This is a genomic window from Haemophilus seminalis, assembly GCF_006384255.1.
GTDB classification, from domain to species: Bacteria; Pseudomonadota; Gammaproteobacteria; order Enterobacterales; family Pasteurellaceae; genus Haemophilus; species Haemophilus seminalis.
The window spans coordinates 191623-209790 of the sequence record NZ_VCED01000002.1 but is presented as its reverse complement, the minus strand read 5'-3'; the positions used below and the strand labels follow the sequence as shown (position 1 = coordinate 209790).

Annotated in this window: 19 protein-coding genes and 2 pseudogenes; 5 read left to right on the top strand and 16 right to left on the bottom strand. The window is 39.8% G+C overall.

Annotated features, from left to right (window positions below; all coding sequences use genetic code 11):
- Positions 1-18: 18 nt before the first annotated feature.
- Complete coding sequence (locus tag FE813_RS03335; RefSeq protein WP_139989438.1) at positions 19-891, bottom strand: MBL fold metallo-hydrolase; 873 nt, start codon at positions 889-891, stop codon at positions 19-21.
- 142 nt (positions 892-1033) lie between these two features.
- Between FE813_RS03335 and FE813_RS03330 the strand changes: the two genes are divergently transcribed.
- A complete protein-coding gene (locus FE813_RS03330) occupies positions 1034-1987 on the top strand; it encodes a GlxA family transcriptional regulator (protein WP_139989437.1) in 954 nt (317 codons plus the stop codon).
- Positions 1988-2164: 177 nt separating this feature from the next.
- Here the strand turns inward: FE813_RS03330 and FE813_RS03325 are convergent, their stop codons facing one another.
- Complete coding sequence (locus tag FE813_RS03325; protein WP_048953293.1) at positions 2165-2743, bottom strand: NAD(P)H-dependent oxidoreductase; 579 nt, start codon at positions 2741-2743, stop codon at positions 2165-2167.
- Between the two features lie 110 nt (positions 2744-2853).
- Here FE813_RS03325 and FE813_RS03320 point away from each other — a divergent pair.
- Positions 2854-3733: pseudogene (locus FE813_RS03320) on the top strand (LysR substrate-binding domain-containing protein).
- Between the two features lie 51 nt (positions 3734-3784).
- Positions 3785-4075: pseudogene (locus FE813_RS03315) on the top strand (helix-turn-helix domain-containing protein); the annotation flags it as partial.
- Between the two features lie 93 nt (positions 4076-4168).
- On the opposite strand, the gene FE813_RS03310 reads toward FE813_RS03315, so the two are convergent.
- The 4 genes from FE813_RS03310 to FE813_RS03295 all read right to left on the bottom strand — a co-directional run bounded on the left by FE813_RS03310 (position 4169) and on the right by FE813_RS03295 (position 6033).
- On the bottom strand, positions 4169-4495 hold the full coding sequence (locus FE813_RS03310; RefSeq protein ID WP_235898344.1) for a hypothetical protein: 327 nt from the start codon (positions 4493-4495) through the stop codon (positions 4169-4171).
- Positions 4496-4693: 198 nt separating this feature from the next.
- Positions 4694-5029, bottom strand: a complete 336-nt coding sequence (locus FE813_RS03305; RefSeq protein WP_118789298.1) for a thioredoxin family protein — start codon at positions 5027-5029, stop codon at positions 4694-4696.
- 115 nt (positions 5030-5144) lie between these two features.
- Positions 5145-5423: an aldo/keto reductase gene (locus FE813_RS03300; RefSeq protein ID WP_219728936.1), complete on the bottom strand. Its 279-nt coding sequence runs from the start codon at positions 5421-5423 to the stop codon at positions 5145-5147.
- Between the two features lie 31 nt (positions 5424-5454).
- Positions 5455-6033: an NAD(P)H-dependent oxidoreductase gene (locus FE813_RS03295; RefSeq protein ID WP_139989436.1), complete on the bottom strand. Its 579-nt coding sequence runs from the start codon at positions 6031-6033 to the stop codon at positions 5455-5457.
- A 176-nt stretch (positions 6034-6209) separates the two neighbouring features.
- On the opposite strand from FE813_RS03295, the gene FE813_RS03290 reads away from it, so the two are divergent.
- The gene (locus FE813_RS03290; protein ID WP_139989435.1) at positions 6210-7100 is read left to right on the top strand and encodes a LysR family transcriptional regulator; all 891 of its coding nucleotides are present in this window, start codon (positions 6210-6212) and stop codon (positions 7098-7100) included.
- Positions 7101-7189: 89 nt separating this feature from the next.
- Here the strand turns inward: FE813_RS03290 and FE813_RS03285 are convergent, their stop codons facing one another.
- From FE813_RS03285 to waaA, 6 genes are all read right to left on the bottom strand, one after another.
- Positions 7190-8833 carry an AAA family ATPase gene (locus tag FE813_RS03285; RefSeq protein ID WP_139989434.1) on the bottom strand — a complete coding sequence of 548 codons (1644 nt, stop codon included), beginning with the start codon at positions 8831-8833 and terminating at the stop codon, positions 7190-7192.
- A 45-nt stretch (positions 8834-8878) separates the two neighbouring features.
- Positions 8879-10165, bottom strand: a complete 1287-nt coding sequence (locus FE813_RS03280; protein ID WP_139989433.1) for an ATP-binding protein — start codon at positions 10163-10165, stop codon at positions 8879-8881.
- A gap of 232 nt (positions 10166-10397) precedes the next feature.
- Complete coding sequence (gene rep, locus FE813_RS03275; protein ID WP_139989432.1) at positions 10398-12410, bottom strand: DNA helicase Rep; 2013 nt, start codon at positions 12408-12410, stop codon at positions 10398-10400.
- A 5-nt stretch (positions 12411-12415) separates the two neighbouring features.
- Positions 12416-12628, bottom strand: a complete 213-nt coding sequence (locus tag FE813_RS03270) for a YceK/YidQ family lipoprotein (protein WP_139989431.1) — start codon at positions 12626-12628, stop codon at positions 12416-12418.
- Positions 12625-13095 carry a pantetheine-phosphate adenylyltransferase gene (coaD, locus tag FE813_RS03265; RefSeq protein WP_046949399.1) on the bottom strand — a complete coding sequence of 157 codons (471 nt, stop codon included), beginning with the start codon at positions 13093-13095 and terminating at the stop codon, positions 12625-12627. The genes FE813_RS03270 and coaD overlap by 4 nt, the downstream gene beginning before the upstream one ends.
- Positions 13092-14375: a lipid IV(A) 3-deoxy-D-manno-octulosonic acid transferase gene (gene waaA, locus FE813_RS03260; protein ID WP_139989430.1), complete on the bottom strand. Its 1284-nt coding sequence runs from the start codon at positions 14373-14375 to the stop codon at positions 13092-13094. Before waaA ends, coaD begins: the two co-directional genes overlap by 4 nt.
- A 62-nt stretch (positions 14376-14437) precedes the next feature.
- On the opposite strand from waaA, the gene FE813_RS03255 reads away from it, so the two are divergent.
- Positions 14438-15202, top strand: a complete 765-nt coding sequence (locus FE813_RS03255) for a glycosyltransferase family 2 protein (protein ID WP_139989429.1) — start codon at positions 14438-14440, stop codon at positions 15200-15202.
- Here FE813_RS03255 and FE813_RS03250 read toward each other — a convergent pair.
- From FE813_RS03250 to FE813_RS03235, 4 genes are read right to left on the bottom strand one after another with little or no spacing between them, the layout of a single operon-like run.
- Positions 15199-15756 (bottom strand): DNA-3-methyladenine glycosylase I, encoded by a 558-nt coding sequence (locus tag FE813_RS03250; RefSeq protein WP_139989428.1) that lies wholly within the window; start codon positions 15754-15756, stop codon positions 15199-15201. The two genes, FE813_RS03255 and FE813_RS03250, sit on opposite strands and share 4 nt — an antisense overlap.
- The gene (gene aroE / locus FE813_RS03245; RefSeq protein ID WP_139989427.1) at positions 15753-16571 is read right to left on the bottom strand and encodes a shikimate dehydrogenase; all 819 of its coding nucleotides are present in this window, start codon (positions 16569-16571) and stop codon (positions 15753-15755) included. The genes FE813_RS03250 and aroE overlap by 4 nt, the downstream gene beginning before the upstream one ends.
- A gap of 3 nt (positions 16572-16574) precedes the next feature.
- Positions 16575-17126, bottom strand: a complete 552-nt coding sequence (gene tsaC, locus FE813_RS03240) for an L-threonylcarbamoyladenylate synthase type 1 TsaC (protein WP_139989426.1) — start codon at positions 17124-17126, stop codon at positions 16575-16577.
- Between the two features lie 15 nt (positions 17127-17141).
- Positions 17142-17690: a DNA topoisomerase family protein gene (locus FE813_RS03235; RefSeq protein ID WP_139989425.1), complete on the bottom strand. Its 549-nt coding sequence runs from the start codon at positions 17688-17690 to the stop codon at positions 17142-17144.
- Positions 17691-18168: the final 478 nt, after the last annotated feature.

Sequence of the window (18168 nt, the reverse complement as noted above, 5' to 3'; positions counted from 1 at the left end):
AAACTTGACCGCTTATTTTTAAAACTTCACTGTTTCACCATCTTCTGGAATTGCTATATTTTCAAGCTTGTTTGCTTGGACAAATTGGCGTAAATCCTTACGGTACACAGACATATGGTTTACCGCATCCATGTGCACCGTGATAAGTTTTGTATTCGGTAGCATTTGGCGAGCATGAGCAACATCTTGTAACCCCATAATAATGCCGTCATTCGGAAAAGCTAAGGTACGCGCATCACCTGTGTTCATAATCATTACATCTGGTTTATAACGATTAATGGCTTTGTTTACTTCGGCAGTCCAAATTGTGTCACCAACCAAGTAAACCGTTGGATGACCTTTCGCTTGGAATGTTACGCCCATCGCCTCATCTAAAATCTCAGCTAATTGTGGTACAGCGTACATTTCCGTTGTGCCGTGAGAACCGCCGGTTTTATTTAAAATAATACCTTCGAACTCCACCGGTTTTTCTAGCGATAAACTGGTTATATTAGTAAAACCTTGCGCTTTGAGTAAGTCGCCATCCCGTTCATGTTGCACAAAAATTTTGATGGATTTAGGTAAAATTTTTTGTGCGACCTCATCCCAATGATCTTCATGTGTATGAGTCAAAATAATGGCATCGACATCTTTGAAAGTATCTTCTGCTTTCATCGGCAATTCCACAAGTGGATTACGCAAATGGCTATTTAATGTTCCTTCAAAGCCTGCATAACGTCCTTTTTCAGCAAGCATAGGATCAATTAAAAAAGTTTTCCCTGCGTAGTTCAGGCGACCAGTGGCATTGCGGATATGTTGGTAGCTATCAGTGTTTTTAGAGGCAAGATCTACAGCGAAAGTATTTGCGCTAATAGCCAATGCTGTAGCGCTAATTAAGGTTTTTAAGTTCATTGTTTTTCCTTTTCTATATACGTTATTGAATGAATAAACATATTATAGTGAGAACAAAATTGCGCAAAAATAGATAAAAAATCAATAAACGCAATAATCGGGTCATTTTGTGCTATGCTCATATCAAAGTAGGAGAAATAAAATGAATAAACCCACAGTTGCTTTGATTGTGTATGAACAAATGATGCCCATTCATTTTGCGATGGCATATTCCGTTTTTTCTATGTCAGATTTAAACGGCAAGCCGTTATTTGAGTGTAAAATCGTTAGCGATTCGGACAACCTGACAAACTCGCTATTTCACATACATTTAGATGGAGGTTTAGAATGGTTGGATAATGCCGATATTGTTGTGATGACTGGATGGCATGATACTCAAGTAATGCCGAGTGAGGCTTTATTAACAGCATTACGGCAAGCGTATCAACGTGGTGCGACAGTAGTGGGTTTATGCTATGGCGCCTATGTGTTAGCGTGCAGTGGCCTACTTAACGGCAAAAAAGCAACCACACATTGGCTAGGAGATAGTGATTTTACTAGTCGCTTTCCGCAGGTGAAATGGGATTTAAATCCTATTTATTTAGAACAAGATCGACTGATTACCTCAGCAGGAACGGCAGCTTCCATGGATTGTTGCCTTTCCATTGTCCGTAAATTATATGGTGTAAAAATTGCCAATCATATTGCCCGAATACTGGTTATCCCCCCTCATCGTGAAGGCGGACAAGCACAATTTATCGAACGACCTATTTCTCGTTCCACACCTAATCATAATATCAATGCGTTGCTTGCTTATTTAAATGAAAATCTGACCGCACTTCATTCGACTGATAGTCTTGCAGAACGTTTGTCAATGAGCCGTAGCACTTTCACCCGACATTTTCGCAAAGCAACCGGAATGTCATTAAATCAATGGTTAATTGAAGCAAGGCTACAGCGAGCAAGAGAGCTTTTGGAAAGCACAGATTTATCTATTACTGACATTGCAGAACAAAGTGGATTTCATAGTGATACCGCCTTGCGTCAGCACTTCTTGAAGAAACATAAAATTTCACCGAATCGCTGGCGTAAGCAGTTTCAAATTGAGGATATTTAAATCTTTTTATTTTAAAGTGCGGTCAGATTTTTAGATGTTTTTACAAATTCAAAATTAGACCGCTTGTTTGATATAAAGCCAGTCTATTCCTCTTCCCTCTCCCCGTTAGGAAATTTGATTAGATAAAAATAAAAAAGGTGAGCTAAAATGCTCACCTTCTAAACTAATATTTTGTAATTATCCGAACACTTTTTCCAAATGTGCTTGGTAGTCTGCTAAGTATTGTTCTACTTGTGGATTTTTAATCACATCGTTACATAAGAATGTTGGCAGACGGGTTAAGCCGATGAACTCGTTAAGTTTGTGGAAAGGCATGTACACAGCATCTACGCCTTTGCCTTCGAAGAAATCGCCTTCACGGGTGAACGCTTCAATCGGCGCATTCCAAGTAAGCGAAAGCATGTGTTTTTTGCCTTGCAACAAGCCACCTGTGCCGTAACCTTCTGTCGGATTGACACGATGACGGCCATCACTGTGGTAAAGCTTGCCGTGTCCAGCGGTTAATACTTCGTCTATGTATTTTTTCACTGTCCAAGGTTCGTGCATCCACCAGCCTGGCATCTGCCAAATCACGGCATCCATCCACAAGAATTTTTCGATTTCTGCTTCAACATCATAGCCAGCATCGATCACAGTTTCTTTTACATTGTGTCCAAGTGCGGTCAAAACTTCTTTCGCTTTTTTGTGAAGTGTGTGGTTTAACTCACCATGCGAATGTCCGAAATTTTTACCACCATCTAATAATAAAATATTCATCTTTTGCTCCTAAAACAATAATCCAAAGAGGACTTTATTATGCTGTTTTACTTTATACTTAAAAAGTACAAAAATAAAAAAAACTCTTTTGCGTTAAAAAGAATAATAAAATGAAAACAACTTCTGAAGAATTAACGGTATTTGTACAAGTAGTCGAAAATGGCAGTTTCAGCCAAGCAGCTAGCGATGGCAAATTCTGCGGTAAGTTGTGTGGTGAAAAGGCTAGAAGAAAAATTGGGTGTGAACCTAATCAACCGTACCACAAGACAGCTAAGACTAACAGAAGAAGGCTTACAATATTTTCGTCGCGTACAGAAAATTCTACAAGAAATGGCCGCGGCAGAAGCCGAAATGTTGGCTGTGCACAAAGTTCCACAAGGCGTATTATGAGTAGATTCTGCTATGCCAATGGTGTTACATCTGCTTGTGCCACTGGCAGCGAAATTCAACGAACACTATCCACATATCCAGCTTTCGCTAGTTTCTTCCGAAGGCTATATCAATCTGATAGAACGCAAGGTCGATATTGCCTTACGAGCTGGAGAATTGAATGATTCTGGGTTACGTGCTCGTCATCTGTTTGATTGCTACTTCCGCGTAGTCGCCAATCTAGAATACTTGGCAAAACACGGCACACCACAATCAACTAAAGATCTAGCCAACCATCAATGTTTAGGCTTCACTGAACCTAGTTCTCTAAATACATGGGCGGTTTTAGATGCTCAAGGAAATCCCTATAAAATCTCACCGCACTTTACCGCCAGCAGCGGTGAAATCTTACGGTCATTGTTCCTTTCAGGTTGTGGTATCGCTTGCTTATCAGATTTTTTGGTAGACAATGACATCGCTGAAGGAAAATTAATTCCCCTACTATCTAATCACATCACCGATGAAACACTCCCTTTCAACGCTGTTTATTACAGTGATAAAGCTGTCAACCTTCGCCTACGTGTGTTTTTAGACTTTTTAGCAGAAAAGCTGAGGGGATAATTAAAATTCATAAACATCAAATTTTAAAACCAATTTGCAAAAATACTTTAAAACCTGACCGCACTTCATTCGACTGATAGTCTTGCCGAACGTTTGTCAATGAGCCGTAGCACTTTCACCCGACATTTTCGCAAAGCAACCGGAATGTCATTAAATCAATGGTTAATTGAAGCAAGGCTACAGCGAGCAAGAGAGCTTTTGGAAAGCACAGATTTATCTATCACTGACATTGCAGAACAAAGTGGATTTCATAGCGATACAGCCTTGCGTCAGCACTTCTTGAAGAAACATAAAATTTCACCAAATCGCTGGCGTAAGCAATTTCAAATTGAGGATATTTAGATCTTTTGATTTTAAAGTGCGGTCAGATTTTTAGATGTTTTTACAAATTCAATTCACAATTAGACCGCTTACCCCATCAAGATCTGCCAGTACTTAAACCTGCTTTGCCGTTTTCCCACAAGGTTTTAGCAATACTTTCCACGCCGACAATTTAGGATTGGGCTGCTTGCCTTGCCCAATCAAGTCCATTTGCGTCATATACCAGTTCATTTCCAGCATCGCGCCCGCTTTTTTATCAACAAACGCCACGCCTGTTTGGATGCGGTCGGTCTGCACGGTTTGGTAAGTGCCGTTTTGCATTTGGTTTGCAAAATCGGGCACCAAAGCAAACGGGCGAGTGACGCCGACCAAATCCAAATGGCCGCTGGATAAGGCATCTTCCATGGCGCTTTGTGAACGGAAGCCGCCGGTAATAATCAAAGGGAATTTTCAGAAGATGGTTTTAGTGTACAAATCACAGCGTTTCATCAATCATTATCTCAGTCTGCAAGCCGTTTCAGACGACCTTTTCGTAAAAAAGAGCGGTCAAAATTTTAAGTGTTTTGCAAATCATCTTAAAAAACTTGACCACTTGCATCATTATCAAGACCGCAGCCGTCTGAAACATTGATAGACCGGTTACTGATGCCCGCTTTCTGCTACTTTTGTCCATTTTGCCAATGTCTGCTTCATTTGTGCCTGAGGGATGAAGCGGGCCATCCGTTCAACTTCCTTGCCTTGATAAAACAGCAGCCATGCAGGTGCGGTCAGCACGTGGAAACGTCCGGCCATTTCGGGTATTTCAGCAATATCGGCTTTTACGGCATACACATTTCCTTCCTCCGCCAAAGCTGAGTCAAGCTGGGCGGCCACGACCGTACAAACACCGCAGATTGGGGCTTTGATGTACAGTGATACTAAAGGGTGTGTGACGATGGCCTGTTCGATATCTTTCAGAGTGTGCAGTTGTTGCATGTCATGTACTCCTTTGAGCGATTAAGCACGTTTCTAGTTATCCAGAAAAGGGGCTTTCAACGAAATGAAAACAAGAAAGCAGTTTGAGCCGTTTAGATTTTCTCTACTACTCTCGCTACACTTGCGCACCCATTTTCCACGCGGAGATGCGTTTCAAATTATCCACCGTGTCATGATTGACGATGGCGGCGAACGTGCCGTCCAATTTGGCAATTTCTGCTTTGTCTTCATCGCTAAGTGCAAAGTCAAAGACGTTCAAGTTTTCCGCCATACGTTCGGGGTTGGTGGATTTTGCCAACACGATGATGTCGCGTTCCACCAGCCAGCGGGTAATCCTTGCGCCACGGATTTGCCATATTTCGTACCAATTAGCGACTGACAAAATGGTGGGCAAAAGCCTACCGCTTCAAGTTTATGTTTTATCATTAACCAAACACTTTTTCCAAGTGTGCTTGGTAGTCTGCTATGTATTTTTCCACTTGCGGATTTTTAATTACATCGTTACACATAAACGTCGGTAAACGGCTCATACCGAGGAATTCGTTAAGTTTGTGGAAAGGCATGTACACAGCATCTACGCCTTTGCCTTCGAAGAAATCGCCTTCACGGGTGAACGCTTCAATCGGCGCATTCCAAGTAACCGAAAGCATGTGTTTTTTGCCTTGCAATAAACCACCTGTACCGAAACCTTCGGTCGGGCTGACACGATGACGGCCATCACTGTGGTAAAGCTTGCCGTGTCCAGCGATAAATACTTCGTCTATGTATTTCTTCACTGTCCAAGGCTCGTGCATCCACCAAACAGGCATCTGCCAAATCACGGCATCCATCCACAAGAATTTTTCGATTTCTGCCTCAACATCATAGCCAGCATCAATCACAGTTTCTTTTACATTGTGTCCAAGTGCGGTCAAAACTTCTTTTGCTTTTTTGTGAAGCGTGTGGTTTAACTCACCATGAGAATGGCCGAAAGCTTTACCACCGTTTAATAATAAAATGTTCATTTTTACTCCTAGAATAAATAATTTATAAAAAAGGATGTGATGTTTACGGATATTGTCTTCTGTTTACTCTCATGAAAGTGCGGTTATTTTATGATTTGTTTTTATTGAGATAAATAGGGTTTAGCTTTATGATGTAATGAATTAAATTCACTAATAAAAGAGAGTTTAAAGAGAAAATGCAGAACTTTAACGAACTGAATTATTTTTTGACGCTGGCGCAAACACAGAGCTTTGTGAAAGCGGGGCAACTTTTGGGGATTTCGTCTTCGGCGTTGAGCCATAGCATGAAAAATTTAGAAACGCGGCTGAACCTGCGTCTGTTCAACCGCACTACACGCAATGTGTCACTGACCGAAGCCGGGCAGCAGCTTTTCGACCAACTTTCCCCACTTTATCAAGCCATAAACCAAGAAGTCGATGCATTAAATGATTTTTTGAATACGCCATCGGGATTGATTCGCATCAACGCTCCGGCGATGGCAGCGGAAGCCGTGTTGTATCCAAAATTAAAGCCGATTTTGAACCAATACCCGAAAATCCGCTTGGAAATCGTGGTGGACGATCGTTGGGCAGATATTGTGAAAGAAGGATTTGATATGGGCGTTCGGTTAGGTAACAAGGTAGCGAAAGAGATGATTGCGGTGCCAATTTCCGCACCGCTCAAAATGGTATTGGTTGCCTCGCCCGATTATTTGGCACAACACGGTTCGCCGAAAAATATTGATGATCTGCAACAGCACCGCCTCATCGGCATAAAACTCTCCGCTGAACACGGCACGGAGATGCAGTGGGAATTCAAATACAAAAAAGAGCTGATTACGTTCACGCCCAAATCGCACTTTTCCATCAACAATCATCTGCGTCTGCAAGCCGTTTCAGACGGCCTTGGCATTGCGTGGATAGCACATATGAGCGTAGCGGATGCACTCAATTCGGGGCACCTGGTTGAGCTGTTGCCTGAGTATGCGATGACTTACGAACCGCTTTACCTTTATTACCCCAGCCGCCGCGGGCATTCCAATGTGTTTAAGCTGATTGTGGATGCGTTAAAAGTAAAAGCCGTTTGAAAATTCAGATGGCTTTTTCATAACAAAGAGCGGTCAAACTTTTAGGTGTTTTTGCAAATTATCTTCAAAATCTGACCGCTTGTCTTCATCTAACTTAATTCAGGTAAAACAGCTTTAATAGATTGCAATAGGCTACTATTGGGTACTCTCATCTGAAGCATTAACCAGTCTTTAAAATTAGATTTACTAGTACATAGTAATATAGAAGCTGTTTTTGCCAGTAAACCTTTATTTTCATAAATACATAGCAATTCATCTATGTCTTGATTATCAATACATTTTTGAATTTTATTTTTCATTTCAGAAATCCATTCATTGATTTTAGAATCGGCTAAAGCAGATACTTCAGAAATTAGTTTATGTTTCATTTCATAGCTATTCTGTGCATTTGATAAATCGATATTTTTCAAGTAAGTATCAATTCGCCTATGAATTCTCTTAACAACAAACTTCTCAAGTTTATTATCCGATAACTCATTTTTTATATGATTAAGTAATTCAACTTTAAATTGTTCTTTTTTATTAATTAATTTATCACCAGTAAAACCATATATTTCCAATACTTTCTTCGTTATAGAGGAAAGGCTAAATATATTTTCAATTTCAGAATATCGAAGTACTTTGATACCTTGTCCCTCCAACTCTTGTATTTGAGAGCTATCGCGTGTATCTCGATCTATAATCCCTGCGCACTTTATATTTAATATAGGCATATCTTCATTTAATTTTCGTAATGATGAAACTGCCTGAATAACATCTTTGCAAGATCCTTTAGGTATAACTGTCCATTCAGGATAACAAAGGCGATAGGTTTCCATATCTAAACTTGTTTTGTCTCCCTCTACAAATAGAATGGGTTTTCTGCTACCTAAAATCAAAGTGATCGTTTGCTCATCAAATTCGCTATCTGGAATTTCTGAAATATCCCAAGCAGGATCAGAATAATAATTACGAATCACATATTTTTTTGCGACTCTCGTTGCTGCGAATTCAATATCATGTGTAATCATCAAAAAAGAGCAATCAGGACGTAATTTTTCAATTTCATCCCATAAATTAGAAATGATTGATTTGTGAATATGCAATTCTGGTTCATCAAAAATTAAAATAGAACCTTCATTAGCAGAAAGAACCTGACCTAAAATATAAAAAACGGCACGCTCTCCATCACTCATCTCTGAAGCAGAATAGTCAGCACTTTCAATACTGGTAGAAGACACTCTTATATCATCTGCCGTTATATGTAATTTTTTAAGCGGTAATAATCGTTCCCATACTTCTTGTAATATGTCTAATTTAGTTTTGCTATTAGTAATTTTTTCACGACGATTGAGTTTTTGGTTATTTTCAACAGCAAGATTATTTTGTTGAGCAAATAAATATTGGAGAAGACGATCAAAGTCATTAAGTAAGCTAGTAGGTGCGTTATTTTTCCATCTATAATATTTTCTATTAGAAATTGAGACGCTATCCCCTGAGTCACCATAGGTTAAATATTGCCTTGCCTTTGTTTCAGAAATCTTATCTACATTAGGATTTAAACTTAAGGCTCTGTGCGCTGCAATTCGATGCGCTTTCTCTTTTAACTGTTCTTCTAAAAATACAGCGAGACGGGTTTTTCCTGAACCGTTTGCACCAATAATAATTGTTGTTTTTCCAGCTTCTAGCGTTAATTTTTCATATTGCTCCCCAGAATTTAAGCTGTCTTTTTTTGGAATTTCTACATTACACATCATTTTTCCTTTTTTAAATAAGATGGAATCTATGATTAGATTTGTTTAAATAGAACAAGCATACAACGGCACATTCACCATCCAATCCTGTTCCCGATAATCTGCCATGGAAAATCGAATTGCTTGTTCTGGCTGAAATTGTTCTACATACACTTTCAAACTTTTGGCTTTTAAATTTTCTTCTGCTTTGACTTCAATCGGAATCACAGCTTGCTTACGTTGTACAACAAAATCGACCTCTGCTGTGCCTTTTTCAGTTGCCCAATAAAAAACAGGGTTTTCTTGCGTGGCAATCAATTGTTGCAAAACATATTGTTCGGTTAAAGCCCCTTTAAATTCGGTAAAAATACGGCTACCTTCTAGCAGTACGCTGGCATCCAAATTGCTTTGCGCGGCAAGCAACCCTACATCTAAGCCATACAATTTAAAGGCATTATCTTGATAGGCGGAAAGCGGCAAATGTGGTTTCTTCACTCGAGGCACTCTATGCACTAAGCCGCTGTCTTTTAGCCATTGCAATGCAATTTCGTAGTCTTTGCTTCTCGCCCCTTTTTGTAGCTGAGCATAGATAAATTTTTTATTTTCTTTGGCAAGTTGCTCAGGAATGGAAGCCCAAATTGACCGCACTTTTTGCACAGTTTGACCATCGTGAATATGTTTGGAAAAATCTTGTTCATACGCCATCAATAAATTACGTTGTACTTGGCGCACTTCATCGACATTTTGTGTTTCGATAAATACTTTTACCGCTTCAGGCATACCACCTACAAAATAATATAAACGGAGTAAATCAATATAAGTGGTTTTCATGGCTGAAATTAGCGACCAGTCTTTTAATTCCAGCAATTTCACCAAATCTTGTTTGCCAAGTGCGGTTAAAAATTCGTGAAAATCCATGGGATAAAGTGGTAGAAAGTCCACTTTGCCAACAGGAAAAGAAACTTGATGATGTAGCGATACCCCAAGCAATGAGCCTGCCGCGACAATATAAAACTGAGATGCATTTTCGTAAAAATATTTGAGTGAAGATAATGCTTGCGGGACTTCTTGTACTTCATCAAAAATAATCAAGGTGTTTTCTGCTTGAATATCGACACCGCTTTCAATTTTCAAACCAAGTATCAAACGAGCAATATCATAGTCGCCAGAAAATAGCGTTTTCATACGTGGGTTATTATCAAAGTTGATATACGCCACTTTTTCAAAGGATTGCTCGCCAAAGTGTTTCATCGCCCAGGTTTTCCCTACCTGTCTTGCTCCTTGAATAATCAACGGTTTGCGGTTTGTTTTGTGTTTCCACTTTTCTAAGGATTGTATGATTTTACGCTGCATAATGTTTCTCTAAAACAAGGGATGTAGAGTAATTATATATTTTTTCTAACAATAGAGGGTAGAAATGCACATTTTTTAAAATGAAAAATAGTGAATTAACACGCTTTTTAAAATGAAAGGTGGGATTTTTTTTCAAGCCGTCTTTTGTTCTAAAGTGCTGTCAATTTGAAAAAAACCTGAAAATCTAACCGCACTTTTTTATTTCTTATTTTGTAATTCAAAGCCAGATTTTCTAGCCTCCTTTCAAAATCGCCCTTAATCGATCAAGTTGGTTTTGTGTTTTTTCTTGTTTTTGCTCGGTGGTTAGTTTTGGTTTATCGCGTTCCCATAACACATCATCATTGGGTAATTCAGCTAAAAATCGGCTCGGTTCTGGGCGAACTAATTCACCATATTGACGGCGCTCACGGCATAAGGAAAAAGTAAGTTCTTTTTGTGCTCTTGTGATACCCACATAAGCCAAGCGGCGTTCTTCTTCCACGTTGTCTTCATCAATACTTGTTTGGTGGGGCAAAATGCCCTCTTCCATACCGATTAAATAAACATAAGGAAATTCCAATCCTTTAGATGCATGTAATGTCATCAGTTGAACTTGATCGCTGTCATCATCTTCGCCTCTCTCCAACATATCGCGTAATGTTAGGCGGGTTACCACTTGATTAAGGTTCATCGGTTCATTGGTTTCATCGCCTTTTAACATATCCGCAACCCAGTCAAATAGCGTGGCGACATTCTTACTTTGCATTTCTGCCGCTTTAGGGCTTGTTGCGTATTCGTACAAATATTCTTCATAATGAATCGCGGATAACATAGAACGTACCGCACGTTCTGGTTCAGAACGTTGAATTTCATCATTAAGTTCGACAATCCAACGGCCAAATTTTTGCAATGAATCATAGGCTTTTGGCGTGATGCGTTGAATAAGTTCAAACTCAAAAATAGCTTCAAACAAACTGATGTGCTTTTCTTGAGCCAACTCACCAAGTTTCTGTAACGTCGCGGTGCCAATTTCACGTTTCGGTGTATTCACAATACGCAGGAATGCGGCGTCATCATCTTGATTCACCACCAAGCGCAAATACGCCATCATATCTTTGATTTCTGCACGAGAGAAAAAAGAAGTACCGCCCGAAATTTTGTAAGGAATGCGGTTTTGCATCAGTACTTTTTCGAGTAATCGGGATTGATGATTGCCTCGATACAAAATCGCATAATCTTTATATTTGGTTTTACGGCTAAAACGATGGGCGATCAGTTCGGCGACAATCCGCTCTGCTTCGTGTTCTTCATTTTTTGCTTCGATAACAAGCAATTTTTCCCCTTCACCAATGGTTGAAAAAAGTTTCTTATCAAACACGTGCTCATTGTTATCGATTAAAATATTGGCGCAATGTAGAATACGTTGGGTTGAACGGTAGTTTTGCTCTAGCTTAATCACGTTCAAACGAGGGAAATCATCGCGTAAACGCACCATATTTTCTGGTCGTGCGCCACGCCACGAATAAATCGATTGGTCATCATCGCCCACCACAGTGAAACAAGCACGCTCACCCACTAAAAGTTTAATCAGTTCATATTGACTGGTATTGGTATCTTGATATTCATCCACCAACAAATAACGAATTTTTGCCTGCCATTTTGACCGCACTTCTTCATTTTGCTTAAACAACAACGTCGGTAGCATAATCAAATCATCAAAATCAAGGGCATTGTAGGCTCGAATTTGTGTGGCGTAACGCTCATAACATTTTGCAAAAGTTTGATATTTAGCATCACGCGCTAACGCAAACGCCTGTTTTGGCAAAATCAAATCGTTCTTCCAGTTAGAAATCACTGAAATTAACCCACGCAATAACTCCTTATCTTCTTTTAACACATCAGCGGTTAGCTCTTTTAACAACGCAAATTGATCGTGTTCGTCAAACAAAGTCATATTCGATTTAAAGCCAAGCGTTTTATATTCACGCTTAATGATGTCAAAACCGAGCGTATGAAAAGTGGAAACAAGCAAGCCTTTAGATTGTTCTTTGCCAATGGAATGTGCTACACGCTCTTTCATCTCGCGAGCCGCTTTGTTGGTGAAAGTCACTGCGGCAATTTGTTTCGGAGAATAACCGCACTTTCCAATTAAATGGGCAATTTTATTAATGATTACGCGAGTTTTGCCAGAGCCTGCGCCAGCAAGCACAAGACAAGGGCCTTTCACATATTCAACGGCTTGTTGTTGTTGAGGATTGAGTTTCATAAGAATTATTGAGCCCACGCATAGGGCAGTAATACGGTGTCTAATAAAAATGAGAGGGGCAAATCTAAGATTGGTAATCCCCATTGTTGGGCCATTTCAAGATCATAAGCAGCCCCTGCATAGGCGGTATATTTTTCTGTTGGATCGATAAGTTTAACCACGGAACCACAACCAGATAAAGCGATAAGTGTGGTTAAAAAAACAAAGATTTTTATCATCGTGCTTTTAACGCATTAAACACAGGCACAGGAACCAGCTCAGCGACATCTCCGCCATGCAAATAAATTTCACGCACAATGGTGGAAGAAACAAACGCCCATTTTTCTGCTGGTGGAAAAAACAAACTATCTACGCCTTTTGTGAGTAAACGATTAAGGGCTGCCAATTGAAGTTCATATTCAAAATCTGTTGTTGTGCGTACGCCGCGAATAATGGCAGAAATATTGTGCTGTTTAATCACATTGGCCAATAAATCAGAGAAGCCAAAAACCTCCACATTGGATAAATGTGCAACAGATTGACGCACAAGTTCTACACGTTCATCCAACGAAAATAGCGGCTTTTTACTTGGGCTATTCGCCACCGCCACTAAAACACGAGGAAAAATCACCGCACTTCTTTCAATAATGTCTAAATGACCGTTCGTAATCGGATCAAATGTACCGGGATAAATCACGCTCGTCATACATTGCGCTCCAAATAAGGTTTTAATAAATCTAACAAACGTTGTAATGCGCCACGGTTTTCCATCAGCACCTCATAGCCAGCATTACCTAAACGTTCGCTCGCTTCTTTTGAATTTAATAAGGCTTCTACCGCACGTTCTAAAGCATCTGCTGTTGAATTAACTTCCAACACACCTTGTACTTCCACCAGCATTCGGAATATCTCAGGGAAATTGAAAGTATGCTTGCCGGTAATCACTGGCATTTTGAATGCAAGAGGTTCCAGTGGATTATGTCCACCATGTTTCACAAGGCTTCCACCCACAAAAGCAATATCAGAAACGCCATACATCAACATCAATTCGCCCATACTGTCACCCAAAATCACTTGTGTATTCTCATTTGGCAACTCATTTGTAGAACGGCAAATAAATTGGAATTTTTCCTTTTTGAGTAAATCAGCCACGACATTAAAACGCTCTGGATGGCGCGGAACGAGCAATAATAATAAATTTGGGTACTTTTCCAATAATTGGCGATGTGCTTGTAAGATAATTTGCTCTTCGCCTTCATGGGTACTCGCGGCAATCCAAATCAGACGATTTTTTACCCAAAGTCTTCGTAAAGCATCAATTTTTTCACGTAACTCATCAGTGATGGAGAGATCATATTTAATATTGCCCGTCACCTTCAATTTATCTTTGCGATAACCTAAATCCAAATAACGATTACTGCTAATTTTGTCTTGAGGTGCAATTAAATCAATTTGTGAAAACATATTTTGCAAACGCGGTTTAATTTTTCCATAACGGCGCGCTGAACGAGCAGATAAGCGTGCATTTGCCACCACAAAAGGGATGCCACGGCGAGAAAATTGTTGGATTAAATTTGGCCAAAGTTCTGTTTCAATAACAATACAAAGTTTTGGCTGAACAAAGTCAATAAAACGATTAATGGCGCAAGGTATGTCATAAGGCAAATAACAATGGAAAACGCTATCACCAAAAGCCGCTTTGACACGATCAGAACCCGTAGGGGTGACCGTAGTGAAAGTAATAGGTAAGTGCGGGTAATTTTTTTGGAGTTTTTGCACGAGTGGTGTAGCAGCAATAACCTCGCCCACTGATGCCGCATGAATAACGATACCATCAGCCTTGGGCGGTGTCAGTGAGACATAAAAACCATAACGCTCACCAAGCCTTTTTCGGTAATTCGGTGCCTTAAATCCGCGTAGCCACATAAAGAGCAGCACTAACGGTTGGATCAGATACATCAAGCTCGTATAAAAAAAACGCCACATAAATGAAATTCGGTTATACTTGAAGAAATTTCGGCTAGTATAGCAAAAAAAGGATTGAAAATATGCCTACAATTAGCGTTGCGATGATTGTAAAAAATGAAGCACAAGACCTCGCCAATTGCTTAGATACCGTAAAAGATTGGGTGGATGAAATTATCATTCTTGATTCTGGCAGCACAGATAACACTAAAGAAATTGCGCTCAGTTATGGGGCGAAATTCTATGAAAATAGCGACTGGCTGGGCTTTGGTAAACAACGCCAATTAGCTCAACAATATGTAACCAATGATTATGTACTTTGGCTAGATGCAGATGAACGCGTTACGCCCAAGCTACAACTGGCTATCTTAAGTGCAGTTAAAAATGATCGAGAAAATACCGTTTATGAAATTCCACGAGTTAGTGAAGTTTTTGGGCGTGAAATTCGCCATTCAGGCTGGTATCCAGATTATGTGGTTCGCCTCTATCGCACAAATTATGCGCAATATAACGATTCACTTGTGCATGAAAAAGTGGAATTTCCAGCTGGGACAAAAGTAGAAAAATTAACCGGTGATTTAGAACATTTCACTTATAAAAGCATCCATCATTATCTAGTGAAATCAGCGGGTTATGCAAAAGCGTGGGCAGATCAACGCCAAGCTAAAGGAAAAAAAGCAACACTTTGGCAAGGAATCACCCACGCGCTAGGTTGTTTTGTGAAGATGTATTTGTTAAAAGCGGGTTTTTTAGATGGCAAACAAGGATTTTTATTAGCGGTGTTATCGGCGCATTCAACCTTTGTAAAATACGCCGATTTATGGGAGCGCGATCAGCATAAACACTAGCGAGTTTTGCAAGGACAATCATTTAAATGATCGTCCACCAGCCCCATAGACTGCATAAACGCATAGCACGTGGTTTCGCCAACAAAGACGAAACCGCGTTTTTTTAAGGCTTTAGAAAGAGCTTTAGATATTTCTGTTTTAGCCGACACAGATCGCAAATCAGGCACATCATTCACAATAGGTTTATTATTTACAAATGACCAAATAAAATCACTGAAATTTTCACCGCACTTTTCCATCGCTAAATAAGCTTTAGCATTTTTGACAATGGCTTCTAACTTGGCTCGATGGCGAATTAATCCTGCATTTTTCATACAAGCATCAATATCAAGTGCGGTCATTTTTGCGATTTTTTTCGGATCAAATTGATGAAAGGCTACACGGTAAAACTCACGTTTTTTCAAAACCGTAATCCACGAAAGCCCAGCTTGCTGTCCTTCCAAACAAATTTTTTCAAATAGTTTTTGGCTGTCGAATTCAGGCTTTCCCCATTCATTGTCATGATAATCAATATAAATAGGTTGTTCGCCCACCCAAGGGCATCGGGTAATCATAACATCTCCTTTTTAAGCTGTTCATAAACTGCCACAAAATCTGGCATTACGCCTCGCCATAAATGGAAAGAATGTGCTGCTTGTGCGACCAGCATTCCAAAGCCATCGCTAACATTGGTTAAACCCAAACTTTTGCATAATGCAATAAATGGCGTGTCTGCGCCTTTCGCATATTGCATATCGTAAAAAGCTGATCCTAATTTTAAAATTTCAGCATCAATAGGAGCCGTTTCGCCACTTAATCCAGCTGAAGTCGCATTAATCACCAAATCATAAGTTTGTAGCGGAATAGAATCCATTGAAACCGCTTGAATATTGCCGTAAGGCTGAAATCTTTCAGCTAATTCTTTGGCTTTCGAAAAAGTGCGGTTGGCAAGGACAATATTTTGTTGAGCGTCTAAAAGTGGCAATAATACGCCTTTTGTTGCTCCGCCCGCCCCCAAGATTAATACGCGCTGATTTGGATGAAGCCAATTCAAACGTTGTAAATCCGTCCCTAAGCCAATCCCATCAGTGTTATCCGCATAAAGTTTTCCATCATCGAGTTTTTTTAGCGTATTGCAGGCTTCCGCCAATTTTGCTCGTTGGCTATATTCGTCTGCCAGCTGGTAGGCACGTTCTTTAAAAGGCGAAGTAATATTGCAACCTTTCGCACCATCCTCAAAAAATGCCAAAAGCTGTTGTTCAAAAGCATCAAGATCGCCTAATTTTGCAATGTATTCTATGGATTGATGCGTTTTCGCGGCTAACTTACTTTGAATTAACGGGGATTTACTTTGCGCAATCGGATTCCCCCACACAGCATAAAGATCCATAAATTATCCCTGTCTAAAAAGTTGATTTGTGTGCAAATCTCGAATTTCGGATGGATTGAGTGCCCCGCCCACTGTTTCATCTAATACTGGAAAATCTGCACCGAATTGTAACCGCACTTCATCGGCGGTGCGGCAAGGTGGCTCACCAGTCAGATTTGCGCTAGTCGAAGTTAATGCAAATCCCGTGATTTCACACAAGGCTTTCACAGACGGGTGATCGCACAAACGTACCGCGATGCTATCAAATTTACCAGTAAGAAAATGCGGGGTTGTTGATTTTGCGGGCACAATCCAAGTTGTTGGACGTTCATATTTACCTTGTAGGTGAGAAAGCTGCTCATCATTAATCTGCTCAAAATCAACAAAAGGACGGAAAAAATCCAAGCTAGGTGCCACTAAAATCAACCCTTTTTCCACTGGACGTTGCTTTAAATCAAGTAATTTTTTTACCGCACTTTCACTTTGCGGATTACAGCCCAAGCCAAATACAGCTTCAGTGGGATAAGCAACCACTTGATCTTGTCGAAGGGCCTCGGCGATTTGTTCTCTATTCATTTCACTCTTTTACTTTTATTGCTCAAAAATATGACGGCAAGTTTTATTTGCACACTGGAAGACTTGTTTCTCCCCATTTTTCTCTACATTGTCGCTTTTTAACAAGGAAAGTGGGAAATGGCATGTTGGACAAGGCACGGTATCAGGCTTGGCAGGCAAAGAAAATTTACATTTAGGGAAATTATCACAGCCGTAAAAAATTTTTCCTTGGCGACCCCGACGAGAAATCAAATGCCCAGTTTTACATTCAGGACAAGTAATTTTTTCCTCAGATTCAGATTCTTCCCGCACCACAAAATCGCATTCAGGATAATGACTACAACCAATAAACATCCCAAAACTGCCTTGTTTCAACTGCAATAAATTACCGCACTTCGGACAAATTTCATCAAGTGTTTTTAATACTTTATGTTCCGCTCGTTGTAAAGGACGCAAATAATCACATTCAGGATAAGTAGAGCAACCTAAAAAGAGCCCTTTTTTGCCTTGTTTAATTTGCAAAGGCGCACCACATTGAGGGCAAAGCTCCTCATGCTTTATGCGTTGAAAAAGTGTTTCTACCATAAACTGATCACTTTATTTACCAATATGATTGATTCTACGAGCTTCGGTTTTCTCGTCAATATTCAAATAACAATCTTCACGTAAAAAGTACGGTCTTTAGGCCCCATGTCCCATAAAACCTAGCACTGATATTTCATAGAGGAGATTTTTAAGAGTGCATAAATATAGTCTAACATTGCATGAGCTTCTATTATCTCGACATTTTATAGCTATATAATTGTCTCAATATTTGCTCTTAACTTTCTATAAATTACTTTTCTTCTGTACTGAGGGGTACTGCAGGATAAATACAATGTGATACTTACCGCTTTATTTTGTGTGTAATAGACTTGAATCTTCACTAGTTTTACTTAGCATGATAATCCTTATATATTGAATTTTGGTTGTCAGCCTGTTCATTATATAGCGAGGATTTTTCTTTTCATCGCTTAAGCTATTTGTCTCCATACACATAGCGTATGATTTTTATATTCAGTCT